At 56.8% G+C, this 24,093-nt stretch carries 26 protein-coding genes, 1 pseudogene and 1 other annotated feature; of the genes and pseudogenes, 11 read left to right on the top strand and 16 right to left on the bottom strand.

Going from position 1 to position 24,093, the window contains the following annotated elements; all coding sequences use genetic code 11:
* Positions 1–8: 8 nt before the first annotated feature.
* From K5R89_RS05785 to hemP, 4 genes and pseudogenes are all read left to right on the top strand, one after another.
* Positions 9–125: pseudogene (locus K5R89_RS05785) on the top strand (hypothetical protein); the annotation flags it as partial.
* Between the two features lie 147 nt (positions 126–272).
* Positions 273–1,106, top strand: a complete 834-nt coding sequence (locus K5R89_RS05780) for a pyruvate, water dikinase regulatory protein (RefSeq protein WP_002909061.1) — start codon at positions 273–275, stop codon at positions 1,104–1,106.
* A gap of 154 nt (positions 1,107–1,260) precedes the next feature.
* Positions 1,261–2,307 carry a 3-deoxy-7-phosphoheptulonate synthase AroH gene (gene aroH, locus K5R89_RS05775; protein WP_032453261.1) on the top strand — a complete coding sequence of 349 codons (1,047 nt, stop codon included), beginning with the start codon at positions 1,261–1,263 and terminating at the stop codon, positions 2,305–2,307.
* 155 nt (positions 2,308–2,462) lie between these two features.
* Entirely contained in the window at positions 2,463–2,642 is a 180-nt protein-coding gene (hemP, locus tag K5R89_RS05770; protein ID WP_023290103.1) for a hemin uptake protein HemP, read from the top strand.
* Between the two features lie 29 nt (positions 2,643–2,671).
* Here the strand turns inward: hemP and selO are convergent, their stop codons facing one another.
* The 4 genes from selO to K5R89_RS05750 all read right to left on the bottom strand — a co-directional run bounded on the left by selO (position 2,672) and on the right by K5R89_RS05750 (position 6,075).
* Positions 2,672–4,114 carry a protein adenylyltransferase SelO gene (gene selO / locus K5R89_RS05765; RefSeq protein WP_049014395.1) on the bottom strand — a complete coding sequence of 481 codons (1,443 nt, stop codon included), beginning with the start codon at positions 4,112–4,114 and terminating at the stop codon, positions 2,672–2,674.
* Positions 4,115–4,228: 114 nt separating this feature from the next.
* The gene (locus K5R89_RS05760) at positions 4,229–4,693 is read right to left on the bottom strand and encodes an NlpC/P60 family protein (RefSeq protein ID WP_002909082.1); all 465 of its coding nucleotides are present in this window, start codon (positions 4,691–4,693) and stop codon (positions 4,229–4,231) included.
* Between the two features lie 81 nt (positions 4,694–4,774).
* On the bottom strand, positions 4,775–5,524 hold the full coding sequence (gene btuD / locus K5R89_RS05755; RefSeq protein WP_032453263.1) for a vitamin B12 ABC transporter ATP-binding protein BtuD: 750 nt from the start codon (positions 5,522–5,524) through the stop codon (positions 4,775–4,777).
* Complete coding sequence (locus K5R89_RS05750; protein WP_004203124.1) at positions 5,524–6,075, bottom strand: glutathione peroxidase; 552 nt, start codon at positions 6,073–6,075, stop codon at positions 5,524–5,526. The genes btuD and K5R89_RS05750 overlap by 1 nt, the downstream gene beginning before the upstream one ends.
* A gap of 236 nt (positions 6,076–6,311) precedes the next feature.
* On the opposite strand from K5R89_RS05750, the gene K5R89_RS05745 reads away from it, so the two are divergent.
* Positions 6,312–7,112, top strand: coding sequence for a MetQ/NlpA family ABC transporter substrate-binding protein (locus K5R89_RS05745; protein WP_004203125.1), 801 nt, complete (start codon positions 6,312–6,314; stop codon positions 7,110–7,112).
* A gap of 45 nt (positions 7,113–7,157) precedes the next feature.
* Here K5R89_RS05745 and btuC read toward each other — a convergent pair whose 3' ends face one another.
* Positions 7,158–8,135 (bottom strand): vitamin B12 ABC transporter permease BtuC, encoded by a 978-nt coding sequence (gene btuC, locus K5R89_RS05740; RefSeq protein WP_023290108.1) that lies wholly within the window; start codon positions 8,133–8,135, stop codon positions 7,158–7,160.
* 121 nt (positions 8,136–8,256) lie between these two features.
* Positions 8,257–9,690 carry a H+/gluconate symporter gene (locus K5R89_RS05735; RefSeq protein ID WP_023290109.1) on the bottom strand — a complete coding sequence of 478 codons (1,434 nt, stop codon included), beginning with the start codon at positions 9,688–9,690 and terminating at the stop codon, positions 8,257–8,259.
* A 276-nt stretch (positions 9,691–9,966) separates the two neighbouring features.
* On the opposite strand from K5R89_RS05735, the gene K5R89_RS05730 reads away from it, so the two are divergent.
* From K5R89_RS05730 to K5R89_RS05720, 3 genes are read left to right on the top strand one after another with little or no spacing between them, the layout of a single operon-like run.
* The gene (locus K5R89_RS05730; RefSeq protein WP_023290110.1) at positions 9,967–10,881 is read left to right on the top strand and encodes a LysR family transcriptional regulator; all 915 of its coding nucleotides are present in this window, start codon (positions 9,967–9,969) and stop codon (positions 10,879–10,881) included.
* Positions 10,882–10,918: 37 nt separating this feature from the next.
* Complete coding sequence (locus tag K5R89_RS05725) at positions 10,919–12,184, top strand: D-amino acid dehydrogenase (RefSeq protein WP_322965994.1); 1,266 nt, start codon at positions 10,919–10,921, stop codon at positions 12,182–12,184.
* On the top strand, positions 12,181–12,534 hold the full coding sequence (locus tag K5R89_RS05720) for a RidA family protein (RefSeq protein ID WP_217259222.1): 354 nt from the start codon (positions 12,181–12,183) through the stop codon (positions 12,532–12,534). The genes K5R89_RS05725 and K5R89_RS05720 overlap by 4 nt, the downstream gene beginning before the upstream one ends.
* A gap of 52 nt (positions 12,535–12,586) precedes the next feature.
* On the opposite strand, the gene ihfA is transcribed toward K5R89_RS05720, so the two are convergent.
* The 10 genes from ihfA to K5R89_RS05670 form a co-directional block, all read right to left on the bottom strand.
* On the bottom strand, positions 12,587–12,886 hold the full coding sequence (gene ihfA, locus K5R89_RS05715; RefSeq protein ID WP_002909098.1) for an integration host factor subunit alpha: 300 nt from the start codon (positions 12,884–12,886) through the stop codon (positions 12,587–12,589).
* Between the two features lie 4 nt (positions 12,887–12,890).
* On the bottom strand, positions 12,891–15,278 hold the full coding sequence (gene pheT, locus K5R89_RS05710) for a phenylalanine--tRNA ligase subunit beta (RefSeq protein ID WP_217259221.1): 2,388 nt from the start codon (positions 15,276–15,278) through the stop codon (positions 12,891–12,893).
* Between the two features lie 15 nt (positions 15,279–15,293).
* Positions 15,294–16,277, bottom strand: a complete 984-nt coding sequence (gene pheS / locus K5R89_RS05705) for a phenylalanine--tRNA ligase subunit alpha (RefSeq protein WP_002909105.1) — start codon at positions 16,275–16,277, stop codon at positions 15,294–15,296.
* Between the two features lie 63 nt (positions 16,278–16,340).
* Positions 16,341–16,465: a sequence feature (Phe leader region), on the bottom strand.
* Positions 16,416–16,460 (bottom strand): pheST operon leader peptide PheM, encoded by a 45-nt coding sequence (gene pheM, locus K5R89_RS05700; protein ID WP_001386830.1) that lies wholly within the window; start codon positions 16,458–16,460, stop codon positions 16,416–16,418. (Overlaps the previous feature by 45 nt.)
* Positions 16,466–16,583: 118 nt before the next feature.
* The gene (gene rplT, locus K5R89_RS05695) at positions 16,584–16,940 is read right to left on the bottom strand and encodes a 50S ribosomal protein L20 (RefSeq protein ID WP_000124850.1); all 357 of its coding nucleotides are present in this window, start codon (positions 16,938–16,940) and stop codon (positions 16,584–16,586) included.
* A 50-nt stretch (positions 16,941–16,990) separates the two neighbouring features.
* Positions 16,991–17,188, bottom strand: coding sequence for a 50S ribosomal protein L35 (gene rpmI, locus K5R89_RS05690; RefSeq protein ID WP_001124225.1), 198 nt, complete (start codon positions 17,186–17,188; stop codon positions 16,991–16,993).
* Positions 17,189–17,280: 92 nt separating this feature from the next.
* A complete protein-coding gene (gene infC, locus K5R89_RS05685) occupies positions 17,281–17,823 on the bottom strand; it encodes a translation initiation factor IF-3 (protein WP_004189469.1) in 543 nt (180 codons plus the stop codon).
* A 3-nt stretch (positions 17,824–17,826) separates the two neighbouring features.
* Positions 17,827–19,755: a threonine--tRNA ligase gene (gene thrS, locus K5R89_RS05680; protein WP_017900777.1), complete on the bottom strand. Its 1,929-nt coding sequence runs from the start codon at positions 19,753–19,755 to the stop codon at positions 17,827–17,829.
* A 431-nt stretch (positions 19,756–20,186) separates the two neighbouring features.
* On the bottom strand, positions 20,187–20,420 hold the full coding sequence (locus tag K5R89_RS05675) for a hypothetical protein (RefSeq protein ID WP_023290114.1): 234 nt from the start codon (positions 20,418–20,420) through the stop codon (positions 20,187–20,189).
* Between the two features lie 269 nt (positions 20,421–20,689).
* Entirely contained in the window at positions 20,690–21,448 is a 759-nt protein-coding gene (locus K5R89_RS05670) for a YdiY family protein (RefSeq protein ID WP_004203142.1), read from the bottom strand.
* Between the two features lie 355 nt (positions 21,449–21,803).
* Here K5R89_RS05670 and pfkB point away from each other — a divergent pair, with 355 nt between their 5' ends.
* The 3 genes from pfkB to K5R89_RS05655 all read left to right on the top strand — a co-directional run bounded on the left by pfkB (position 21,804) and on the right by K5R89_RS05655 (position 24,092).
* The gene (pfkB, locus tag K5R89_RS05665) at positions 21,804–22,736 is read left to right on the top strand and encodes a 6-phosphofructokinase II (protein ID WP_023290115.1); all 933 of its coding nucleotides are present in this window, start codon (positions 21,804–21,806) and stop codon (positions 22,734–22,736) included.
* 93 nt (positions 22,737–22,829) lie between these two features.
* Positions 22,830–23,114, top strand: coding sequence for a type V toxin-antitoxin system endoribonuclease antitoxin GhoS (gene ghoS / locus K5R89_RS05660; RefSeq protein ID WP_023290116.1), 285 nt, complete (start codon positions 22,830–22,832; stop codon positions 23,112–23,114).
* A 105-nt stretch (positions 23,115–23,219) separates the two neighbouring features.
* On the top strand, positions 23,220–24,092 hold the full coding sequence (locus K5R89_RS05655) for a fructosamine kinase family protein (RefSeq protein ID WP_023290117.1): 873 nt from the start codon (positions 23,220–23,222) through the stop codon (positions 24,090–24,092).
* The last annotated feature ends 1 nt before the right edge of the window (position 24,093 follow it).

Genomic DNA, 24,093 nt, shown 5'->3' with positions numbered 1-24,093 from the left:
ACATATTTATGGTGCTGAAAAAAACGGTGAATCGTTCAAGCAAATTATTTTTTCTTTTTTCGGACTGTTCCCCCGATATAGATAACTCAATGATTTTTAGGAATTATGACGAAAAACGCTGGAAATTACGGCAAAAAAAAGAAAATGAACCACCCTTTTCATAAAAAACAAAAATAGTGTTTCAATTTTAAGAAGAGACAAATCAAACAGGGATATGCTTAAATTTAATATCCGCTTTCAGGCAATTAAACTCATTATACCGGATGGTCAAAATGGAAAGTGCTGTAGATCGCCACGTATTTTATATTTCTGACGGTACCGCCATTACGGCGGAGGTGCTGGGGCATGCCGTCATGTCGCAATTCCCGGTCGCCATCAGCAGCGTGACCCTGCCGTTTGTGGAAAATATCAGCCGCGCGCGGGCGGTGAAAGAGCAGATCGACGCCATTTATCAGCAAACGGGCATCCGCCCGCTGGTGTTCTATTCCATCGTTATTCCGGAGATCCGCGATATCATTCTGCAAAGCGAGGGCTTTTGTCAGGATATCGTTCAGGCGCTGGTGGCCCCGCTGCAGCAGGAGCTCAACCTCGACCCGACGCCAGTGGCCCACCGCACCCACGGCCTGAACCCCGGGAACCTGATCAAATACGATGCGCGCATCGCCGCCATCGATTACACCCTCGCCCATGACGATGGCATCTCGCTGCGCAACCTTGACCAGGCGCAGGTGATCCTCCTCGGCGTGTCGCGCTGCGGCAAGACGCCCACCAGTCTGTACCTCGCTATGCAGTACGGCATTCGCGCCGCCAACTATCCGTTTATCGCCGACGATATGGACAATCTGGTTCTGCCGGCGTCGCTGAAACCCCTGCAGCATAAGATGTTCGGCCTGACCATCAATCCGGAGCGTCTGGCGGCGATCCGCGAGGAGCGCCGGGAGAACAGCCGCTACGCTTCGCTGCGCCAGTGTCGGATGGAAGTGACCGAAGTGGAGGCGCTGTATCGCAAGAATAAAATCCCCTGCCTGAACAGCACCAACTATTCCGTTGAGGAAATAGCGACAAAAATCATGGACATCATGGGACTGAATCGCAGAATGTACTAACACACTAGTACATTATTAAAAATTTGTTTATGCTATCACCCGTGGCCTATACAGGATCATGCCCTGCTCTTGCAATAAGCAGGGATTGGTTTATCGTGATGCGCATCACTTCCCGGCATTTTCGCTGGCGAAGAAACAGATTTTTGAGACCCCAATGAATAAAACAGACGAATTGCGTACCGCGCGCATTGAAAGCCTGGTAACGCCCGCGGAGCTGGCCCAGCGCCATCCCGTCACCGCCGACGTGGCCGCCCACGTCTCGGCCTCCCGTCGCCGCATTGAAAAAATCCTCAACGGCGAAGACCGCCGCCTGCTGGTGATTATCGGCCCCTGCTCCATTCACGACACCGACGCGGCGATGGAGTATGCCCGCCGCCTGCAGACCATGCGCGAGCGCTACCAGCCGCAGCTGGAGATCGTGATGCGCACCTACTTTGAAAAACCCCGTACCGTGGTGGGCTGGAAAGGCTTAATCTCCGACCCGGACCTCAACGGCAGCTATCGGGTCAACCACGGTATTGAACTGGCACGGCGCCTGCTGCTGCAGGTTAATGAGCTGGGGGTGCCGACGGCCACCGAGTTTCTCGATATGGTGACCGGTCAGTTTATCGCCGATCTCATCAGCTGGGGAGCCATCGGGGCGCGCACCACGGAAAGCCAGATCCACCGTGAAATGGCCTCGGCGCTCTCCTGCCCGGTCGGGTTTAAAAACGGTACCGACGGCAATACGCGCATCGCCGTAGACGCCATCCGCGCCTCCCGCGCCAGCCATATGTTCCTCTCTCCGGACAAGCAGGGGCAGATGACGATTTACCAGACCAGCGGCAACCCGTACGGGCATATCATTATGCGCGGCGGCAAACGGCCGAACTATCACGCCGAGGATATCGCCGCCGCCGGCGAAGCGCTGCGTGAATTCAATCTGCCGGAGCAGCTGGTGGTCGACTTCAGCCATGGCAACTGCCAAAAGCAGCATCGCCGTCAGCTGGAGGTGTGCGCCGATATCTGTCAGCAAATTCGCGCGGGCTCTACCGCCATCGCCGGCATTATGGCGGAGAGCTTCCTGCAGGAAGGGACCCAGAAAGTGGTTCCCGGCCAGCCGCTGGCCTGGGGCCAGTCGATCACCGATCCCTGCCTCAGCTGGGAAGACAGCGAACGTTTATTGAGCGAACTGGCGGCCGCCACGGCCACCCGTCTGTGACCGCTCCGCCCGCCGCGCCTGCGGTGGGCGATCCCCTTCTGACATTCCCCTACCAAATTCGGTAACGCGATAAATAACGCTTGCCGTCAAAAACAACATTATTGATAATGATTATCATTGTTGCTTTGATTTTTATTTTGAGAGCTATGACGCGTATGGATAACACTGCCACAGCTGAAAAACCAAAAGACAATGCCCCCTATCCCGTGGCGACGGACAGACAGATCAGCAGTCGGGTTCTGTTAGGCAGCGAAGGACGGGTAGTCATTGAGCATGGCGGCCAGCGCTATCTGTTGCGCCAGACCCACGCCGGGAAGTTGATCCTGACCAAATAATCGCCCCGCAGCGCGCGGGGCGAGGCGAGTTAGCTCGAGCAGCTGACTTCCAGACGTTTCCCCCAGTCCGGCGGCCGGCGGACGTAGTCGTCCTCGCGATCGGTGAAGGGATTGGCCAGCGCGGCATGCAGACGCTCCAGCTCCCCCAGATCGCCAGCCTCAGCCTGCTCGATCGCCCGCTGCGCCAGCCAGTTACGTAACACCAGCGCCGGGTTGACGCCCTGCATCCGCTGCTGGCGCTGGGCATCCTCCACCTGTTCATCACGAAGCCGCGCGCGATATCCGGCGAACCAGCTGTCGAATGTCGTTCGGTCGATAAACTCGTCGCGCAGCGGCGAGGCCGCGCTGAGCTGTTCGCTGTGGCTCAGCAGGCGGAACGTTCGGGTATAGTCGCTTCTCTCGCGGATCATCAGGGCAAACAGACCGTCGAGCAGATCGTTATCCCCTTTCTGCTGGCTGAACAGGCCAAGTTTGTCGCGCATCCGCTGGCCATAGGCGGTCAGCAAGGCGTGCTGATACTCATCCAGCGCCGCGTTCAGCGCTTCGGCGCTGATAAACGGCGACAGCGACTGGGCCAGACGCTGCAGATTCCACAGCCCCACCGCCGGCTGGTTTTCAAAACTGTAGCGCCCCTGGTAATCGGAGTGGTTGCAGATAAAGTCCGGCTGAAAATCGTCAAGGAAGCCATACGGCCCGTAGTCGATGGTCAAACCGAGAATTGACATGTTGTCGGTATTCATCACCCCATGGGCAAAGCCCACGGTTTGCCAGCTGGCGATGGTCTGCGCGGTACGCGTGACAACGTCACGGAACCATAACAGGTACTTGTCCGCTTCATCCTGCAGCTGCGGCCAGTGGTGACGAATGACATAATCGGCCAGCTGCTGAACCTTCTGCGGCTCGCGACGATAGTAAAAATGTTCGAAATGACCAAAGCGGACATGGCTCTCGGCCACCCGCATCAGCATCGCGCCAGGCTCCACGCGCTCGCGGTAGACCGGGGTATCGCTGGTGACCATCGCCAGGGCGCGCGTCGTCGGGATCCCCAGGGCGTGCATCGCCTCCGACGCCAGGCTTTCCCGGATCGTCGAGCGCAGCACGGCGCGGCCATCCCCCATCCGTGAATAGGGGGTCAGGCCGGCGCCTTTCAGATGCCAGTCGTAACGGCGGCCATCCGCCAGCTGCTGCTCACCGAGCAGGATCCCGCGTCCGTCGCCCAGCTGGCCGGCCCAGGCGCCAAACTGATGGCCACTGTAGACCTGCGCCAGCGGCGACATGCCCGGGAGCAGCGCTTCGCCGCCCCAGACGCCGGCCCCGCTTTCCGGCGCAAACAGCGCGTCAGGGACGCCCAGCTGTTGCGCCAGCGGAGCGTTGCGCCAGATGAGTCGGGCGTTATCGAGCGGCGTCGGTGACAGGGAAGTGTAAAAGTCCGGCAGTTCATCCCGCCAGTGGGTGGTAAAAGAAAGGGTCATGGTTCCTCCTCTCTCCAGTGTAGTGCCTGGAACAGCGGATTAACACGGGCGGAGTGCAGGGTTATCGGCATAAAAAAAGGGAAGCGCTCGCTTCCCTCCGGCCGCTGAATGACGTCAGATACGCCGCGCCTGCCAGAATTTTTTGTTCCAGTAGACGTTATCCAGCGAGGAACGGGTGACGCCCTGACTGGTGGAGGCATGAATAAACTGGTTATCGGTATCGTAGATGCCGACGTGCAGGCCGCTTTCGCCTGAGCCGGTTTTGAAGAACACCAGATCGCCGGGCAGCAGATCGCGCTTATCAATTCGGGTGCCGATTTCCGCCTGCTCGCGGGTTTCGCGCGGCAGCTGGAGGGCAAATTTATCGCGAAACGTGCGCACCACAAAGCCGGAGCAGTCGACGCCGCGCGGCGTCATGCCGCCGTAGCGATACGGTGCGCCGCGCCAGCTACGCAGCTGCTCGTTCAGATTCGCCACCACCGTAATGGAGTCAGCCAGCCGAGGATTCGGCGGCGGTGCCCGATGGCTGCTGCAGCCGGCTAAAATTAACGCCGCCGCCAACATGAACCAGAAGCGCATTTCAGATGATCCCTCTGTCCCTAGTCTCTTTATCGCAATAATTTAGCTTGTTTATCAATATAGTGACAAGATAACTGCGTGCTACTGTGACGCGATGAGCATAATATGACCGGCCACCTCCACGCGCTGGAACGGGATCGCATAGGCAGCGGTTAAATTTTCCTCGTTCAGCACCTCGGCGGTCTCCCCGCAGGCGATGGCTTCCCCCTGGCAGAGCAGCCAGCTCTGTCCGGCATGGCGCAAAGTGTGGTTGAGATCGTGACTGCTCATCACCACCGCAATTCCCGCCGCGCTCAGCTCGCGTAACAGCCGATCCAGCGCCGCCTGCTGGGCCACATCCAGACTGTTCATCGGCTCATCCAGCAGCAGCAGCTGACCCGCGGGATTGCTTAAGGGATCGATCTGCAGGATCACTGCCGCCAGCCGCACGCGCTGCCACTCGCCGCCCGACAGCTGATTGACCTGACGGCCCAGCTTATTGTCAAGGCCAAGCCTGGCCGCGATATCGTTCACCCGGGCGCTGTCGCCCTGCTGCTGCCTGTGCAGCGCCAGATAATGCCACACCGGCATGGCGAACGGCGGGGTCTGCTGCTGGCACAGATATCCGCGGCGGCGCGCCAGCTCCGTCGCCGGCCACTCGTCAAGCAACCGTCCGTTAAAATGAATCGTGCCGGGGCCGTCGGACAGCCCCGCCATGCGGGCCAGCAGCGTGCTCTTCCCTGCGCCGTTCGGCCCCACCAGGTGAACGATCTCCCCGGCGCGAAAGGCCGCAGAAAACGGGGCCAGACGCCCCGCCGCTTCTACATCCTGTAGCTGCATCAGAAACGACATTATTTCGCCAGCGCTCCTTTAATCGCCGCCACCAGCTGCGGATCGTCCGGCGTCATATCCGGAGAGAAGCGCTGAATGACGTTGCCCTGGCGATCGACGAGAAATTTTTCGAAATTCCACAGAATGTCGTCCACGTACAGCGGCGCGCGGCCCTTGCTGGCCATCCGCTCATAAAAACCGCTACCTTCCGGGGCCACCGCCTTCGGCGCGGCGGCAACCAGCTTTTGATAGAGCGGTGCGCGATGCTCGCCGTTGACGTCAATCTTGCTGAACAGCGGGAAGGTGACGCCGTAGGTGGTGCTGCAGAAGGTCTTAATCTCTTCTTCACTCCCCGGCTCCTGGCCGAGGAACTGGTTGCAGGGGAAGCCCAGCACGCTGAAGCCCTCGCCGGCAAACTGCTTTTGCAGGTCCTCCAGTTGCTCATACTGCGGCGTCAGGCCGCATTTGGAGGCCACATTGACGATCAGCAGTACCTTGCCGGCAAAGGATGCCAGGGTGGTCTTCTCGCCATCAATGGTCGTCACTTCGGTATTCAGAATGTCATGTTGCATAGCCTGTCCTCAATGGATAAACCGGTTTCCGGTGAAGGTGATCCCTATCTACTGTAGCGGATTCAGCGCCCGCCATTCTACTGCCAATCCCCGCGAGTTGTCGCATGATGTAACAGCGCTTCGCTGCCCGTCGGCAACATGAAATCCTCTCAATTGGGCAGGCACCTATTTACGTGTACAGTGTTCCATGAATGTAATATGGTTTCGTTACTTGTTAATTTAAGAGAGTTTTGTTGATGAAGAAGTTGTTTAGCCTGGCGTTAATCGCCGCCTCTGTCGCCCTGCTGAGCGCCTGCTCTCCGGATGAAGATAATAAAGTGAAAGTCGCTATCAATACCGGGCCGGACGAAGCCATCTGGAAAGTGGTGGAGCAAGTGGCGAAGGATAAATATCACCTCGACGTCGAAGTGGTCTCCTTCAATGATTACGTGCTGCCTAACGAAGCGCTGAACAACAAAGATGTGGATGCCAACGCCTTCCAGACCCTGCCGTACCTTGAGGCGCAGTCGAAAGAGCGCGGCTATAAATTCGCGGTGGTCGGTAAAACCTTTGTCTTCCCTATCGCCGCCTATTCACATCGCATCAAAAATATCAGCGAGCTCCCCGAGGGAGCGACGGTGACCATCTCTAATGAAACCACTACCCTGGGCCGCAGCCTGCTGCTGCTTCAGGCGCAGGGGCTGCTCAAGCTGAAACCGGGCGTCGGCTATTTACCCACCACGCTGGATATCATCGACAACCCGAAACAGCTGAAGATTGTGGAGGTGGATACCCCGCAGCTGACCCGCACCCTGGATGACCCAAACGTCAGCCTGTCAATCATTAACACCAACTTCTCCGCCCAGGCGGGCCTGTCGGCCGCCCGCGACGGCCTGTTCATGGAGGGACCAGATTCCCCTTACGTGAATGCGATTGTCGCCCGCGAGGATAACAAGGACAGCAAGAAAATTCAGGAACTGAAAGCCGCCTTCCAGACCAGTGAAGTCGCGGAAAAAGCGAAGGAAGTCTACAAAGGCGACGCGATCAAAGGCTGGTAAGCCCGAGCCGGCGCCGTCCCTGCAGACGGCGTCGCGCTATTCCCGTCACCGCGAGCGCAGCAGCAACCAGATAAAGACCGGCGCGCCCAGCGTCGCCGTCACCACGCCAATCGGCAGCTCAGCGGCGGAAAGCGCCAGCCGGGCGATAATATCCGCCCCCAGCAAGGCGCTTGCCCCTGCCAGCATGCAGGCCGGGAGCAAGACCCGGTGATCGCTCAAGCCGCATAGCCGCAGAATGTGCGGAATTACCAGGCCGATAAAGCCAATCGCCCCCGCCAGCGCCACGCTCACGCCGACCATCCAGCCGGTCGCCACCACCAGCAGCTTACGCCACAGCCACAGCGGCAGGCCGAGCTGACGGGCGGAGACTTCGCCCAGCGCCAGTAAATTCAGGGGTTGCGACTGCAGACAGACCCAGCAGAGCGCTGGCAGGAGGGCTATCATCAGCCACAGCTGCTGCCAGTCGACGCCGCCAAACCCGCCCATCATCCAGTACATCAGCTGACGCAGATCAAAAGAGGTGGAGAAGTAGACCGCCCAGGTCATCAGGGCGCTGCAGATGATCCCCAGCGCCACCCCCGCCAGCAGCAGGCGGCTGGTGGAAAGATGGCGGCGGGCAAAACGCAGCAGAATAAAGGTGATCAGCAGCGCGCCCAGGATCGCGCACAGCCCGAGCGCCCAGCCCGGTAACAGGCCTTTACCCAGCAGGACGGCGGCAATCAGCCCGACGCCCGCGCCGTTGGAGACGCCCAGCAGACCCGGTTCCGCCAGCGGATTTTCAAACAGCGCCTGCATTATCGCCCCGGAGAGCGCCAGCGCCGCCCCCACCAGCAGCACCGCCAGGGTCCGCGGCAGGCGGATCTGCCAGATAAACAGCTGACCTTTGGCGCTGAGCCACTCGCCGGGCGGGATCCATTGATCCCCCGCGCACAGGCTGATCAGCAGGGTGACCAGCAGCAACAGCGTTAAACCAAGGAGCCAACGCCGGCTGCGGCGCTGTTGAAGATGGGCGAGAGTCAGCATAGATTCCATTACGCAGTGGGAACAAGAGGCTGATTTTACGGTGGGTGTCGCGGTGAGAAAAGGAAAACCTCACGACCAAAGGTCGACGCGGAGGACGCTCCCCCCCGTCGACCATCCCGCTTTACACCAGAATCTGAAACAGCAGCGCGAAGAGAATGATGTTCGCCACCACGATTGCCCAGCCGTTATAGAGCATATACTTCAGATGTGTAGACTGCGCCAGCCCCATCTGGCCGAACATGTCCGATGAGGGAAACGGCCCGAACCAGTCCACCTGAGACGAGGCCAGCAGCACCGCGGTGGTCCCCTGCGGCGGCACGCCGGCGGCCATCAGCATCGGGCCAAAGATTTTATGCGTAAAGGTCATCTGGGCTACCGCCGCGCCGGGCACATGGCCGATAATATTGAACGCGAAGATGCTAAAGCACAGCCAGGCCGGGGAGATCCCCTCCAGCAGCGGCTGGGTATACTCCAGCAGCCCCTGATAGGCGTGCAGGCCATCCATCAGCTCAAGGATCGGGTTATACAGCCAGTAGAGAATAAACATCCACACCAGACGACCGCAGCCGTGATACAGCGCCTGCAGGATCTGCGTCGGCCGCAGGCCGCCCACCAGCCCGGTCATCAACGCCACCAGCAGCATGACGATAATCGCAAAGCTGAAGCCGGCTTTAATCACCACCCCAACCACCGCCATCACGATGATGGTCGCGGCGAAAGCCAGCGCGCTTAATTTACGCCGGCGCTGCTGCGCGGCGCTAAGGTCCTCTTGCGGCTTTTCCGAGAGATCGACCTCATAGCGCAGTTTGCCTTCGGTCATCTTCTGGATCCGTCCGGCCATGATCCAGCCGGCTAACAGGGTGACGGCGCTCATCGGCAGGCCGACATACAGCAGATAATCCGGATAGCTCAGACCGCCGAGGCTGAGGATCGTCACGGTGCTGGGGGTGAAGGGCCCGGTAAAGAGTCCAACGGAACCGGCGGTCATCATCAGCGCGGCTACCGTCGGCGGCGTTAAGCGTACCGCCGCCGCTACGGGAATAATCACTGCGACAATAATCGCATTGCCGCCGGCCATGGTGCCCAGCGAACCGCAAATTAAAATCGATGACACCACAATGCCGAACTTGACCCGCGTCTGGCTCGACAGCCCAATACGGTGGACCACGAATTTCACCAGTTCAACCGCCGCGCCGGTGCGGGTGGCCACTTCCCCCACGCCGGCGCCGAGCATAATGATAAGCCCGACGGTGGCAATAAATGACCCGGTGGATTTCGCCAGCATCGCGCCCATTTCCGGCAGACCGGTTGAGGTCATGATCATGGCGATAATAATCGAGGAGATGACCGCCAGCACAATATCGACGCCGATCAGCGATAATATCGCTAACGCCACCAGCGGCGTAAATCCCAGCAGGCCAAGCTCACTGCCCGGTCGACCGTGGCACCACAGCGCAATCAACACGAACAGCAGCAATAACAGACCGGTAATAACGTTTTTTCGCGTGATATTTCGTCTGACAGGCGTATTGCCTGCGAGCGTTGAGTCACTCATAACACTCCTTAATGCCAATCAATCCGACCATGATGGTCAAGTGATGTATGGGGGCCAGCTCAGAAAATATCCTCCCTCTTTTTCATTATTGGCCGCGGCCTGAGGGTCTGTTGGGGTACAAAGGAAACGATTCTGAGAGCGTTTTATTCCGCCATCAGGCGGGGCCAGCAGCACAATATGTAACCAATGCGCTGATTGGTGATTAAATTTATGTTAACTTAGTGTTAGTAGAAAATGACTTTTTATCGGTAGGCTATAACCCTGAGTTAACTGTTCATGAAACTGCGTCATCTGGAAATCTTCTATGCCGTCATGACCTGCGGCTCTCTGTCACGGGCGGCGGAATCGCTCAATATCTCCCAGCCAGCGGCCAGCAAAGCGTTAAAAAGCGCCGAACTGAAGCTGGGCTTTACCCTGTTTCAGCGGGTGCGCGGCAAGCTGCTGCCGACCAGCGAGGCGATCACACTTTTCGAAAAAGCGCAGACTATTTATCAGGACCTTGATAACCTGCGCCTGCTGGCCGATAACCTGGCCCGCGATCCGCGCGCCAAAATCACTTTAGGCTGTCTGCCGAGCCTGGGGTTAAGCCTGGTGCCGGAGCTGGTGACCGATTTTTATCAGCAAAACAGCAACCTGGTGATGACGCTCACCACCGAGCACACCGAGACGCTGGTCAGAAAACTGGATTTACGCGAGATAGACTTAGCGCTGACGCTGCAGCCGGTGCAGCAGGGAGAGATCCTTACCACCCTGATTGCCGAAGTGCCGCTGGTCTATATCGACCGTCATTATCGTCAGGGAGCGGTGGATATCAGCCAGATCGACCAGCAGCGCTGGATCTCGCCGGGGCCGCACTCGCTCTCCGCCGCCATCGCCACCCGTCGCGACTTTTCCACTACCCGGCTGAATGTCCAGACCTACTACATGGCCACCGAGTTCGTGAAGCGCGGCATGGGCTGCAGCATTACCGATATCTTTTCCGCCCAGCACAACCTGGCTCCCGAGATGATCCATCCCATTACGCCGCCGATGGCCATTAACCTCTGCCTGCTGCGCCGGGCCGACGTTTCCCTGAGCCCGATGGCGCAAAAATTCGTCGATTTTCTCTGCCAGCGCCTGCGCCAGCAGCTCAAGGAGATTAACCTGCGGTTATACCCTGACCATAAAAAGTCAATTGCGCCGCCAGGGTAAATGCTTTGACATAACCCGATAAATTGAACAGCGGTGGATATATCGGGTTATGAACAAACGCATTGTCATTATCGGCGGCGGCGTGGTCGGTCTGGCCACGGCCTGGGAACTGATCAAGCGCGGCCATCAGGTGCAATTACTGGAGCGCAACGGCGAACCGGCCAGCGCCACCAGTTTTGCCAACGGCGGACAATTAAGTTACCGCTACGTCGCCCCCCTTGCCGACAGCGGCGTTCCCCTGCAGGGGATAAAATGGATGGGCAAAGCCGATTCGCCGCTCAATATGCGTCTCAATATCTCTTTACAGCAGTGGCGCTGGCTGCTGCAGTTCCTGCGCGCCTGTAATAGCCAGACCAATAAAATAAACGGCGCTCATATATTGCGTCTGTCGCTGCTCAGCCGGCAGGTCATGCAGTCGTGGCGGGAAGAGGATAATCTTGCCGATTTTCACTGGCGGCGCAGCGGAAAATTAATTATCCATCGCCGGGAATATGATTTTACTAAAGCGGCAAAAGGGATCGATCCTCAGTATCAGCAGGCGCTGAATGCTGAAGCCTGCCTGCAGCTGGAACCGGCGCTAAAACATATCAGCCCTTCGCTGCAGGGCGGAATTTATTCGCCGGGGGATGAAACGGCGGATTGCCATCAGTTTTGCCTTGCGCTGATCGACAAGCTCACCGCCAGCAGCCGCTTCAGCCTGCTGACCCACTGTGAGGTGCAGCGGCTCGCCAGGCGCGGCGGACGCGTCAGCGCCCTGGAGACCAGTCGCGGGACCATCACCGGCGATGAGTACGTCGTCGCCGCCGGCAACGGCAGCGGTCCGCTGCTGGGGCACATGGGCGTTCGCGTGCCGCTCTGCGCCCTGAAGGGGTACAGCCTGACCCTTCCCTATCCGCAGCAGGCGGGCATTGCGCCGGACATCAGCGTCACCGATTACGGGCACAAAATCGTTTATGCCCGCCTGGGCCAGCAGCTGCGCATCGCGGCGATGGTGGACATCGGCTACGACGGCGACACACTGCGCGAGAGCCGCATTCAGGCGCTGAAAAAAATCGTCTCCCGCAGCTTTCCCGAACTCGAGGGGTTGGACCAGGCCGAAGCCTGGACCGGCATGCGTCCTTCAACGCCAGCCGGGCCACCGCTACTGGGACGCGCCGGCTACCCCAACCTGTGGATGAATCTCGGCCAGGGCAGCCTCGGTTTTACCCTCGCCGCCGGCAGCGCGGTGGTGCTGGGCGCGTTAATCGACAATCAGATGCCAGACATTTCTTTAGAAGGTCTCACATGGAAACAAACCGCATGACAATCATTCGCAATCATCCTCAACCTCGTCTTTCCGCCAGCGTTGCGTATGGCAATCTGCTGTTCCTCTCCGGACAGACGCCGAAAAGCAACAAGGAGGACATCGCCTTGCAGACCCGCGAAGTGCTGGAGAAAATCGACACCCTGCTGGCGGCGGCCGGGAGCGATAAGCGGCACATTCTCTCCGCGCAGATCTGGCTGAAAAATATCAAGCGTGACTTTGCCGCGTTCAATGAGGCGTGGGTGGAGTGGATGCCGGAAGGCCATAGCCCGGCGCGCGCGGCCGTGCAGGCGGAGATGGCGCGACCAGACATCCTGGTGGAGATCATGCTCACCGCCGTTAAAGCGTAAGATTCGACAGAAAAGAAAAAGGCCGCAATGCGGCCTTTTTAATTAGTTCAGATTATTTGTCTTTAGGCGACGCGTTTTCGACACGGCTTTTCAGCTTCTGACCGGGTCTGAAGGTCACCACGCGCCGGGCTGTAATGGGAATATCCTCCCCCGTCTTCGGGTTACGTCCCGGGCGTTGGTTTTTATCCCGCAAATCGAAGTTGCCGAACCCGGAGAGTTTGACCTGTTCTCCGTTTTCCAGAGCACGACGGATCTCTTCGAAAAACAACTCGACCAGTTCTTTGGCATCCCGCTTGCTAAGCCCAAGCTTATCAAACAGATATTCTGACATTTCAGCTTTTGTAAGCGCCATAGGTTCAATCCCTCAATGATGCCTGGAATCGCTCTTTTAATGCCTCTACACATCTGGCAACGGTAGCGGCAATCTCCTCTTCTTCGAGTGTACGGCTGGTATCCTGCAGGATCAGGCTAATCGCAAGGCTCTTATACCCTTCCGCCACACCTTTACCACGGTACACGTCAAATAAGTTTACGCCAACTACCTGATTTACGCCAACTTTCTTACATTCGGCTAAAACATCGGCGGCAGCCACGTTTTCCGCGACCAGCACCGCGATGTCGCGACGGTTCGCTGGGAAGCGGGAAATGTCGCGCGCCTGAGGCACCACGCGGTCTGCGAGCTTGTTCCACTCCAGTTCAAACACCAGAGTGCGACCGTTCAGATCCAGTTTACGTTCCAGCTCAGGATGAACAACCCCAATGAAACCAATGCGTTCACCTTTAAGATAAATCGCTGCGGATTGCCCCGGATGCAGCGCGGTGGTCGCTTCAGCACGGAATTCGATATCCGCTAATTTTCCGGTTAAATCCAGAACGGCTTCCAGATCGCCTTTCAGATCATAGAAATCGACCGTCTCTTTCGCCAGTGTCCAGTGCTCTTCGTAGCGGTTGCCGCAGATCGCCCCGGCCAGCATCACATCCTGACGAATGCCCAGCGGCGCATTGGTGTCCGGCACAAAGCGCAGACCGCTCTCAAAGATGCGAACCCGGCTCTGCTGACGGTTCTGGTTGTAGACCACGGTCCCCAGCAGGCCAGTCCACAGCGACAGGCGCATCGCCGACATTTCGCTGGAGATCGGGCTTGGCAGGATCAGCGCCTCTTCACCGGCGTGGATCAGCTGCTGGACTTTCGGGTCGACGAAGCTGTAGGTGATCACTTCCTGATAGCCTTTGTCATTCAGCAGCGTTTTCACGCGCTTCAGCGACAGGTCGGCTTCACGATGGGTACCCATGATCAGATCCGCCTGCACCGGCTCATCAGGAATGTTGTTGTAGCCATAAACGCGAGCCACTTCCTCGACCAGATCCTCTTCGATCTCCATGTCGAAACGCCAGCTAGGGGCCACCGCCTGCCATTCGCCCTCGCCCACCGTCACTTCGCAGCCGAGGCGCTGAAGAATATCAGTGACCTGCGCGTCGTCGATATGGTGGCCAATCAGGCGATCCAGTTTGCTACGACGCAGAGTGATGGTGGCGCGTTTTGGCAGGGTCGCTTCGTTAGTCACGTCGATCACCGGGCCGGCTTCGCCGCCGCAGAGGTCGATCAGCAGACGCGTGGCGCGCTCCAGCGCTTTATACTGCAGTGCCGGATCGACGCCGCGCTCATAGCGATGAGAGGCATCGGTGTGCAGGCCGTGACGGCGCGCGCGGCCGGTAATGGACAGCGGGCTGAAGAAGGCACACTCCAGCAGTACGTTCTGGGATTCGTCGTTAACGCCGGAGTGTTCCCCGCCGAAGATCCCGCCCATTGCCAGCGCTTTGTTGTGGTCAGCAATGACCAGGGTATCGCTGTCGAGCTTCGCTTCGGAGCCATCGAGCAGGACCAGGGTTTCACCCTCTTTCGCCATGCGCACCACGATCCCGCCTTCGATACGGTCGCGGTCAAAGGCGTGCATCGGCTGGCCCAGCTCAAGCAGCACATAGTTGGTCACGTCAACCACCGCGTCGATGGAGCGGATCCCGCAGCGGCGCAGTTTCTCTTTCATCCACAGCGGCGTCGGCGCTTTGACGTTGATGCCTTTTACCACGCGGCCCAGATAGCGCGGGCACGCCTGCGGGGCGTCAACCTGAATCGGCAGCACATCGTCAATGGTGGCGGCTACCGGGGTGATTTCCGGCGCGTTCAGCGGCGCCTTGTTCAGCACGGCCACATCGCGCGCGACGCCGATGATGCCCAGGCAGTCGGCGCGGTTCGGGGTGACGCTGATTTCGATGGTGTTATCGTCAAGCTTCAGATATTCGCGAATATCGGTACCGATCGGCGCATCCGCCGGCAGCTCGATAATTCCGCTATGATCATCGGAAATGCCCAGCTCGGAGAAGGAGCACAGCATCCCCTCTGACGGCTCGCCGCGCAGTTTCGCGGCTTTGATTTTAAAATCGCCCGGCAGCACGGCGCCGATGGTCGCCACGGCGACTTTCAGCCCCTGACGGCAGTTTGGCGCGCCGCAGACGATGTCCAGCAGGCGCTCGCCGCCGACGTTGACTTTGGTGACGCGCAGTTTGTCGGCGTTCGGGTGCTGACCGCACTCCACTACTTCACCGACAACGACGCCGTTGAAGCTGCCGGCAACCGGCTCAACGCCGTCCACTTCGAGGCCCGCCATGGTGATCTGATCGGAAAGCGCTTCGCTGTCGATCGCCGGGTTAACCCACTCGCGTAACCACAGTTCACTGAATTTCATTGTTCTGTCCTGCCCTTATTTAAACTGTTTGAGGAAACGCAGATCGTTTTCGAAGAACGCGCGCAGATCGGTGACGCCATAGCGCAGCATGGTCAGACGCTCCATGCCCATGCCGAAGGCGAAGCCGGAGTACACTTCCGGATCGATACCCACGTTGCGCAGCACGTTCGGGTGCACCATCCCGCAGCCCAGCACTTCCAGCCATTTGCCGTTTTTACCCATCACGTCAACTTCCGCGGACGGCTCGGTGAACGGGAAGTAGGACGGACGGAAGCGTACCTGCAGATCTTCTTCAAAGAAGTTGTTCAGGAAATCGTGCAGGGTTCCTTTCAGATTGGTGAAGCTGATGTTTTTATCAACGATCAGACCTTCCATCTGATGGAACATCGGGGTGTGGGTCTGATCGTAGTCGTTACGATAGACGCGGCCCGGCGCGATAATACGGATGGGCGGCTGCTGGTTTTCCATGGTGCGGATCTGCACGCCGGAGGTCTGGGTGCGCAGCAGGCGAGTGGCATCGAACCAGAAAGTGTCGTGGTCAGCGCGCGCCGGATGGTGGCCCGGGATATTCAGAGCATCGAAGTTGTGGTAATCATCTTCGATTTCCGGGCCCGTCGCCACGGTAAAGCCGAGCTCACCGAAGAAACTTTCAATACGGTCGATGGTGCGGGTGACCGGATGCAGACCGCCATTCTCAATGCGGCGACCCGGCAGCGAGACGTCGATGGTCTCTGCAGCCAGACGAGCATTCAGCGCCGCGCCTTCCAGTTCGGCTTTGCGCGCGTTCAGCGCCTGCTGTACCTGCTCTTTCGCTTCGTTGATGACCGCACCGGCTGCCGGACGCTCTTCCGGCGGCAACTCACGCAGGGTGGTCATTTGCAGGGTCAGATGCCCTTTCTTACCCAGGTATTCCACGCGGACGTTGTCCAGCGCAGCAACATCTGATGCCTCGTTAATGGCTGCCTTGGCACTGGCAACCAGCTCTGCGAGATGTGACATGGTTTTCCTCATTATGTCGGTGCAGACACCGGTTATAGTGAAATTAATATTCCGAATCCATATACGAAAAAAGCCTCCACAGGGGAGGCTTTCTGGCGCTGTTTTCCGTTTCTTCTTTCACGCGCTAGCCTCCTGAGTTCAGGTGCTAAAGTAAAAAAAGAAGCGGAAAATAGCAGCATTCATGCTTGCATTACCTTGTCTGGTAAGAAACGTCAGACCTGTATTGAAAAGCCTGCGCCGATAAAAGTCAATGTATTGATGGTGTTGAAACGAAAAGAGGGAGACAAGCTCCCTCTTTCAACTGGCTTATGCCAGAGCTGCTTTCGCTTTTTCGACCAGAGCGGTGAACGCTACTTTGTCGAATACGGCGATGTCAGCCAGGATCTTACGGTCGATTTCAACAGAGGCTTTTTTCAGGCCATTGATGAATTTGCTGTAAGAAATACCGTTCTGACGTGCTGCTGCGTTGATACGTGCAATCCACAGTTGACGGAACTGACGTTTACGTTGACGACGGTCACGGTAAGCGTACTGACCAGCTTTGATAACAGCCTGGAAGGCAACGCGGTATACGCGAGAACGCGCACCGTAGTAGCCTTTAGCTTGTTTCAAAATTTTCTTGTGACGTGCACGTGCAATTACACCACGTTTTACGCGAGCCATGTGTGCTCTCCTGTATCTATTCTAAGTTAAAAAAGTTAAACGTTAACGACTTATGCGTACGGCAGGCACGCGATAACCAGGCCCAGATCGCCTTTGGAAACCATGGCTTTCGGACGCAGGTGACGTTTACGCTTGGTAGCTTTTTTAGTCAGAATGTGACGCAGGTTAGCGTGCTTGTGCTTAAAACCACCTTTACCGGTTTTTTTGAAGCGCTTAGCAGCACCGCGTACGGTCTTAATTTTTGGCATTTTAATAACTTCCACTTCGCATTGTTAATAAACGAAACAAAGGCGAACAAAACCAGTGAGCCGAAGCCCACCGGAAATGTTTCTTGATGGCCTTACTGTTTCTTCTTAGGAGCGAGCACCATGATCATCTGGCGGCCTTCGATCTTCGTTGGGAAGGATTCGACTACTGCTAGTTCAACCAGATCGTCTTTCACGCGGTTAAGCACTTCCATACCGATCTGCTGGTGGGCCATCTCACGACCGCGGAAACGCAGCGTGATTTTGGCCTTATCGCCATCTTCGAGAAAGCGAATCAGGCTGCGGAGTTTTACCTGATAGTCACCTTCATCAGTACCAGGGCGGAATTTAATTTCCTTAACCTGGATAACTTTCTGCTTCTTCTTCTGTTCCTTAGAAGACTTACTCTTTTCATAAAGGAACTTGCCGTAGTCCATGATACGACAAACTGGCGGCTCGGCGTTAGGGCTGATTTCAACTAAATCTACTCCAGCCTCTTCAGCCTTTTCGATAGCTTCTCTCAGACTCACAATACCCAGCTGCTCACCTTCCAGACCTGTTAAGCGAACTTCCTGGGCGCGAATCTCGCCATTGATACGATTCGGACGTGCCGTTTGAACTCGTTTTCCGCCTTTAATACCTTATTCCTCCAGTTGTTGAAGACTGCGGCTGCGAATCTCTTGTTGCAGCTTCTCGATCACTTCATTTACGTCCATGCTGCCGAGGTCTTTCCCGCGACGGGTGCGCACGGCCACTTTGCCGGCTTCGACTTCTTTGTCGCCACAGACCAACATATACGGGACACGACGTAAAGTGTGCTCGCGGATTTTAAAGCCAATCTTCTCATTTCTCAAGTCTGCTTTTACACGAATGCCCGCATTTTGTAGTTTACGCGTCAATTCGTTAACGTATTCAGCCTGAGAATCGGTGATATTCATGACCACCACCTGCACTGGTGCAATCCAGGTTGGGAAGAAGCCAGCGAACTCTTCGGTCAGGATGCCAATGAAGCGCTCCAGAGAACCGAGAATCGCACGGTGGATCATGACCGGCACCTGACGCTCGTTGTTTTCGCCCACATAGGAGGCGCTTAAACGCTGCGGCAGAGAGAAGTCCAGCTGTACCGTACCGCACTGCCATGCACGATCGAGACAGTCATACAGGGTAAATTCAATTTTCGGGCCGTAGAACGCCCCTTCTCCCAGTTGATATTCAAATGGGATATTATTTTCTTCCAGCGCCACCGCCAGATCCGCTTCCGCGCGATCCCAGGTCTCGTCGCTGCCGATACGTTTTTCCGGGCGAGTCGACAGTTTGACGACGATCTTCTCAAAGCCAAAGGTGCTGTACATATCATAAACCATACGAATACAGGCGTTCACTTCATCGCGAACCTGATCTTCAGTACAGAAGATATGCGCATCATCCTGGGTAAAGCCGCGAACGCGCATCAGACCGTGCAGCGCGCCTGATGGTTCGTTACGGTGGCAGCTACCAAACTCCGCCATACGCAGCGGCAGATCGCGGTAGGATTTCAGCCCCTGGTTGAAGATCTGCACGTGGCCCGGGCAGTTCATCGGCTTAATGCAGTATTCACGGTTCTCAGAAGAGGTGGTGAACATCGCATCTTTGTAGTTGTCCCAGTGGCCGGTTTTTTCCCACAGCACACGGTCCATCATGAACGGACCTTTGACTTCCTGGTACTGATACTCTTTCAGTTTCGAACGGACAAAGGTTTCCAGTTCACGGAAGATAGTCCAGCCGTCGTTGTGCCAGAACACCATCCCAGGCGCCTCTTCCTGCATATGATACAGGTCGAGCTGCTTACCGATTTTACGGTGGTCGCGCTTGGCGGCTTCTTCCAGACGCTGCAGATAAGCATTCAGCGCTTTTTTATCTGCCCACGCGGTGCCGTAGATACGCTGCAACATTTTATTGTTGCTGTCGCCGCGCCAGTAGGCACCGGCGGTTTTCATCAGCTTGAAGTGATGGCAGAAGCGCATGTTCGGCACGTGCGGACCGCGGCACATATCGATATATTCTTCATGATGATACAGGCCAGGCTTGTCATCATGGGCAATGTTTTCGTCAAGAATAGAAACTTTATAGCTTTCGCCGCGCTTCACGAAGGTTTCACGCGCTTCGTGCCAGCTCACTTTCTTCTTGATGACATCGTAGTTTTTCTCGGCGAGCTCATGCATACGTTTTTCGAGCGCGTCGATATCTTCCTGAGTCAGGGTATGGTCGAGGTCTACGTCATAGTAGAAGCCATTATCAACAACCGGACCGATAGCCATTTTGGTGTTGGGCCACAGCTGCTTGATGGCATGACCTAACAGGTGCGCGCAGGAGTGACGAATGATCTCCAGCCCTTCTTCATCTTTAGCCGTGATAATAGAGAGGGTGGAATCAGTTTCAATCGGGTCGCAAGCGTCTACCAGTTCACCGTTTACCCGCCCGGCGATGGTGGCTTTCGCCAGACCCGGGCCGATATCCAGCGCGACGTCCATCGGGCTGACAGCGTGATCAAAATGGCGTTGGCTGCCATCAGGAAGCGTAATTACAGGCATTTTATGTCCTTATTTGCAGTGGTGCCCCGCACGAAAGAGCACATACAAAACTATATAATCATCATTATCATCAGGTTAAGGCGCAGTTCCCGCTTCACTCTGCGAAAAGAGGAGCACGACCGGAGCGATCGTTCCCGCCTGCTGCCGCCTGCTGATAACACCGGGGAGTAGTTTACACATCATTGGTACGTGATTAAAGCCGTAATAGCATAAATGATGGCGGAATGTGGAGAAAACAAGAGCCGCGCGGATAAAAGCAGAATATCCGCCAGGAAGACGCGAAAATAATCACCAGCGAAGCCGGATGATATTATGCGGACAAACTAAAAGAGACGCCTTGATATTGCCTGCGTGATGTTTAGCGCGGGTCGTTAAACCGGTACCACTCTACCCGGCTTAATAGTCCGCCCGTGAAGCAGTAGCCTGCGATATTAAGACCACTCGCCTGCTACCAGCGTATGCACATTAAAGGCATCGCTCATGGATTGTCCGGTACTACGGGAACCGGGGGCAATATTCGAACCGGCCTCAACGTCGGTTGCTTTGGCGATACCTACCTGCGTATGGTCCTGGTTACCCGACGGCGGAACTGGCGTGGCGGCTGATGCGCCAAAGGAAAGCACGCACAGCGCCAGGGCTGCGATGGTAAATTGGCTGTTTTTCATGATGTTTATTCTCTTATTACGGAAGACGGACCGAACAATGTCGCCATTCGGTCAGTGACTCTTAGTATAGATCCAGATCACATATTTGTCCGTCGAATATTTAGCTTTTCGTGTCAAATAGAATGAATATTTGTCAGCAAACGGAGAATAATGGAGAAAAGATGGAGGCCCGTTTCTTTTTATAAAAACTAAAACGAATTGCCAGAAAAAATAATGTCACTTATTGTTAAATCTAAAACGATCAGGCCGGGAAACCCGGCCTGAAAATATTACATCTTATACCCGAGGGAGAGCGAGGTCCGGCGATCGGTATGCTCCGGCGCAGACGCAGGCGGCTCCGAGTTCCAGGTGACGTTGTACGCCACTTTCAGCGCAAAGTGGGCGTTAATCGCCACGTTTAACGCGCTCTCTGAGTTGACCGTGGTGTCCTCGGCGCCAAACACCGATACCCCTTGAGTAAATTTGGCGTTGTCGGTCATCTGCCAGGCCCAGGTTCCGGAGGCGTAACCCAGCGGCTGAGTGTCGGTATCCCCGTCGGTGTATTCGTCATAGCGGACGCCAGGACCAAATTCAAACCGCAGGCTATGCACTGGTCCGTTGAGGATTTGACGACCATAGCCCGCCGTCAGAACATCGCGCTGCTGGTAGCCGTTGTAGCGGTCGGTTAGCCAACTGCCCTGCCCAAAGACGTAGTTCATATCGGTCAGGTTATAGCGGCTACGGCCACCGACAGCATATTTCTCTGAGGAGCGCTCATCGTTGGACGAGGTGTTGCTGGCGTTGCCCCACAGCGACCAGGCGGTGGTATTGCCATACCAGGTCAGGGTGGAATCGGCCGTCATTGAGGAGTTCTTGGTGTTGCCGGACTGCGCCAGGTAACCTGCGTTGACCACTCCTTCGAACGGTTTTTTGGCAGCGGAAGGGTCATCCATGACGGTAAATACAGAATCATCGGCCATTGCGCCAACAGACGCAAAAAGCCCCCCCGCCAGCATGACCGCTGCGGGTACTGTCTTTAAAAGCTTCATTATAACTCTCTAAAATACATTTTTTAGGACAGTACAAATGATGAACAGGCGTCACTTTGCCGGCTCATTGAATTTAGCGTCCGTACAACATAAAAGAGACCTGTGGGTCCCGGAAACTTTCGCGAGGATCGCGGAGTGCAGGTCCTAAGAAAGGTAGCAAATTATAAAAAAGCACGAATAACATAGCAATCACTTACTCTTTCGTTTTTTGAATAAGACAGCTCCGGAAACAATCTTTATTTCATAATGAAAATACAGGCTTCTTTGCAAATCTCTCAGGGACAGCACTTTCCCTCCCTGGATCATCGTGCCATGCTTAAATAAAGTACAGTCGCCGTATTAAGGAGGAGAAGGAATGACCAAAATTTATACGCTCACGCTGGCCCCCTCGCTGGATAGCGCCACCCAAACCCCGCAGATCTACCCGGAAGGGAAACTCCGCTGCAGCGCGCCGGTATTTGAACCCGGCGGCGGTGGGATCAACGTCGCCCGCGCCGTGACCTTTCTCGGCGGGAAAGCCACCGCCATTTTCCCTATTGGCGGCGCCACCGGCGAGCACCTTGCCGCCCTGCTGGCCGATGAGCAGGTGCCGGTCGAGACCGTCGAAACCCGCGACTGGACGAGACAGAACCTGCACGTTCACGTAGCCGCCAGCGGCGAACAGTATCGCTTTGTGATGCCCGGCGCCGCGCTGACAGACGATGAATTCCGCCGTCTGGAAGAGAAAGTCCTGACCATCGACCCCGGCTCTCTGCTGGTGATCAGCGGCAGTCTACCGCCAGGAATCAGCGTCGAAAATCTGATGCAGCTGGTTAAGCATGCGCAACAGCAGGGCCTGCGCTGCATTATCGACAGCTCCGGCGACGCGCTGGCCGCCGCGCTGGACGTCGGCAATATTGAATTAGTGAAGCCAAACCAGAAAGAGCTCAGCGCCCTCGTGCAGCGCGATCTGAGCCAGCCCGATGACGTTCGCCTTGCCGCTCAATCGTTGATCCAGTCCGGTAAAGTTCGCCGGGTGGTGGTCTCCCTTGGTCCGCAGGGGGCGTTGGGGGTTGACGCCAGCGGCAGTGTTCAGGTGGTGCCGCCGCCAATGAAAAGCCAGAGCACCGTCGGCGCCGGCGACAGCATGGTGGGCGCCATGACCTTACGTCTGGCGGAGAACGCCAGCCTCGAAGACATGGTACGCTTTGGCGTTGCCGCCGGTAGCGCCGCGACCATCAACCAGGGCACCCGCCTCTGCTCGCAGGCCAATACGCAAAAAATCTACGATTATCTCTGCGGGCGTTGATCTCCCCTGCCCCTCCGCGCTGGCGGAGGGGAACCACGATATTTGCAGGATGGTCTATGCTGGAAAGGCCATGCATAACAACGGGGTGTAGAAATGAGCAATGATATTACCGCCTGGGTCGTCAGCGTGAACTTCCACGAACAGGCGCTAACGGAGATCAATGAGGTCAGCAACCATTTTACCCGGGCAGGGTTTGTACTGACGCTCAATGATGAAGAGGGCACTCCCCATGAGCTGGGCACCAATACCTTTGGCCTGCTGAGCGCCCAGGCAGCCGAGGAAGTGAAGGCCCTTAGCGCCGGACTGGCGGAAGCGGCCCTTGGCCGCCCTGCGGAGATCGCCGTCAGCACATTCGCTGAATGGTTAAAAGCTCAATAAGTGCGTTTAGCGCAACGTAAAGCGTCAGTTGTGCGTCAGTTCCAGGTTTACCCGGTAGTAATGCGCTAACCTTATGATATGGTGGAAAACATGGGGAGAGACAGCATGTGGCAAGCAATCAGTACTCTTTTACGCGATTGGCATACCGAAGACGCTGAAATCGAACTGAAAACCGAGCTGCCCGGCGGAGAGATCCATTCCGCCTGGCATTTGCGTTTCGGCGGCAAAGATTACTTCGTGAAATGCGACGAACGGGAACTCCTGCCTATCTTCACCGCCGAGGCCGATCAGCTGGAGCTGCTGTCGCGAAGCAAAACTGTTCGCGTACCACAGGTCTTTGCCGTCGGCAGCGATCGCGACTACAGCTTCGTGGTCATGGAATACCTCCCTCCCCGCCCGCTGGATGCGCATAACGCTTTCCTGCTTGGCCAGCAGTTAGCCCACCTGCATCAGTGGAGCGATCAGCCGCAGTTCGGTCTGGATTTTGATAACGATCTTTCCACCACGCCGCAGCCCAACGCCTGGCAACGTCGCTGGTCGGTGTTCTTCGCCGAGCAGCGTATCGGCTGGCAGCTGGAGCTGGCGGCGGAGAAAGGGTTGCACTTTGGCGATATCGATACCTTAGTCGATGTGGTACAGCAGCGGCTGGCCAACCATCAGCCGCAACCTTCGCTGCTACACGGGGACCTGTGGTCCGGCAACTGCGCCTTAGGGCCGGATGGCCCCTACATCTTCGACCCGGCCTGCTACTGGGGCGATCGCGAGTGTGATTTAGCTATGCTGCCGATGCACCCGGAACAACCCCCGCAGATCTATGACGGCTATCAGTCCGTCTCACCGCTGCCGGCTGGTTTTCTCGAGCGTCAGCCGATCTACCAGCTTTATACCCTGCTGAACCGGGCGATATTGTTCGGTGGCCAGCACCTGGTGACGGTCCAGCAGGCGCTGGACGATGTCTTGATGGAAAAAACGCGTTAGA

The sequence above is a fragment of the Klebsiella sp. TF21-TM genome, from assembly GCF_019753495.1.
Taxonomy (GTDB): Bacteria; Pseudomonadota; Gammaproteobacteria; order Enterobacterales; family Enterobacteriaceae; genus Klebsiella; species Klebsiella quasipneumoniae.
This window is presented reverse-complemented; position numbering and strand designations above follow the sequence as displayed.

What these genes read in the sequence shown, in the direction of transcription:
- K5R89_RS05760 (WP_002909082.1), bottom strand. Translation starts at nt 4,693, where the DNA reads ATGCGCTTCTGGTTCATGTTGGCGGCGGCGTTAATTTTAGCCGGCTGC.
- pfkB (WP_023290115.1), top strand. Translation starts at nt 21,804, where the DNA reads ATGACCAAAATTTATACGCTCACGCTGGCCCCCTCGCTGGATAGCGCC.
- selO (WP_049014395.1), bottom strand. Translation starts at nt 4,114, where the DNA reads ATGACCCTTTCTTTTACCACCCACTGGCGGGATGAACTGCCGGACTTT.
- hemP (WP_023290103.1), top strand. Translation starts at nt 2,463, where the DNA reads ATGGATAACACTGCCACAGCTGAAAAACCAAAAGACAATGCCCCCTAT.
- K5R89_RS05670 (WP_004203142.1), bottom strand. Translation starts at nt 21,448, where the DNA reads ATGAAGCTTTTAAAGACAGTACCCGCAGCGGTCATGCTGGCGGGGGGG.
- K5R89_RS05735 (WP_023290109.1), bottom strand. Translation starts at nt 9,690, where the DNA reads ATGAGTGACTCAACGCTCGCAGGCAATACGCCTGTCAGACGAAATATC.
- K5R89_RS05780 (WP_002909061.1), top strand. Translation starts at nt 273, where the DNA reads ATGGAAAGTGCTGTAGATCGCCACGTATTTTATATTTCTGACGGTACC.
- ihfA (WP_002909098.1), bottom strand. Translation starts at nt 12,886, where the DNA reads ATGGCGCTTACAAAAGCTGAAATGTCAGAATATCTGTTTGATAAGCTT.
- ghoS (WP_023290116.1), top strand. Translation starts at nt 22,830, where the DNA reads ATGAGCAATGATATTACCGCCTGGGTCGTCAGCGTGAACTTCCACGAA.
- K5R89_RS05730 (WP_023290110.1), top strand. Translation starts at nt 9,967, where the DNA reads ATGAAACTGCGTCATCTGGAAATCTTCTATGCCGTCATGACCTGCGGC.
- pheT (WP_217259221.1), bottom strand. Translation starts at nt 15,278, where the DNA reads ATGAAATTCAGTGAACTGTGGTTACGCGAGTGGGTTAACCCGGCGATC.
- rplT (WP_000124850.1), bottom strand. Translation starts at nt 16,940, where the DNA reads ATGGCTCGCGTAAAACGTGGTGTAATTGCACGTGCACGTCACAAGAAA.
- btuD (WP_032453263.1), bottom strand. Translation starts at nt 5,524, where the DNA reads ATGTCGTTTCTGATGCAGCTACAGGATGTAGAAGCGGCGGGGCGTCTG.
- rpmI (WP_001124225.1), bottom strand. Translation starts at nt 17,188, where the DNA reads ATGCCAAAAATTAAGACCGTACGCGGTGCTGCTAAGCGCTTCAAAAAA.
- aroH (WP_032453261.1), top strand. Translation starts at nt 1,261, where the DNA reads ATGAATAAAACAGACGAATTGCGTACCGCGCGCATTGAAAGCCTGGTA.
- K5R89_RS05675 (WP_023290114.1), bottom strand. Translation starts at nt 20,420, where the DNA reads ATGAAAAACAGCCAATTTACCATCGCAGCCCTGGCGCTGTGCGTGCTT.
- K5R89_RS05655 (WP_023290117.1), top strand. Translation starts at nt 23,220, where the DNA reads ATGTGGCAAGCAATCAGTACTCTTTTACGCGATTGGCATACCGAAGAC.
- K5R89_RS05720 (WP_217259222.1), top strand. Translation starts at nt 12,181, where the DNA reads ATGACAATCATTCGCAATCATCCTCAACCTCGTCTTTCCGCCAGCGTT.
- K5R89_RS05750 (WP_004203124.1), bottom strand. Translation starts at nt 6,075, where the DNA reads ATGCAACATGACATTCTGAATACCGAAGTGACGACCATTGATGGCGAG.
- K5R89_RS05745 (WP_004203125.1), top strand. Translation starts at nt 6,312, where the DNA reads ATGAAGAAGTTGTTTAGCCTGGCGTTAATCGCCGCCTCTGTCGCCCTG.
- btuC (WP_023290108.1), bottom strand. Translation starts at nt 8,135, where the DNA reads ATGCTGACTCTCGCCCATCTTCAACAGCGCCGCAGCCGGCGTTGGCTC.
- thrS (WP_017900777.1), bottom strand. Translation starts at nt 19,755, where the DNA reads ATGCCTGTAATTACGCTTCCTGATGGCAGCCAACGCCATTTTGATCAC.
- pheS (WP_002909105.1), bottom strand. Translation starts at nt 16,277, where the DNA reads ATGTCACATCTCGCAGAGCTGGTTGCCAGTGCCAAGGCAGCCATTAAC.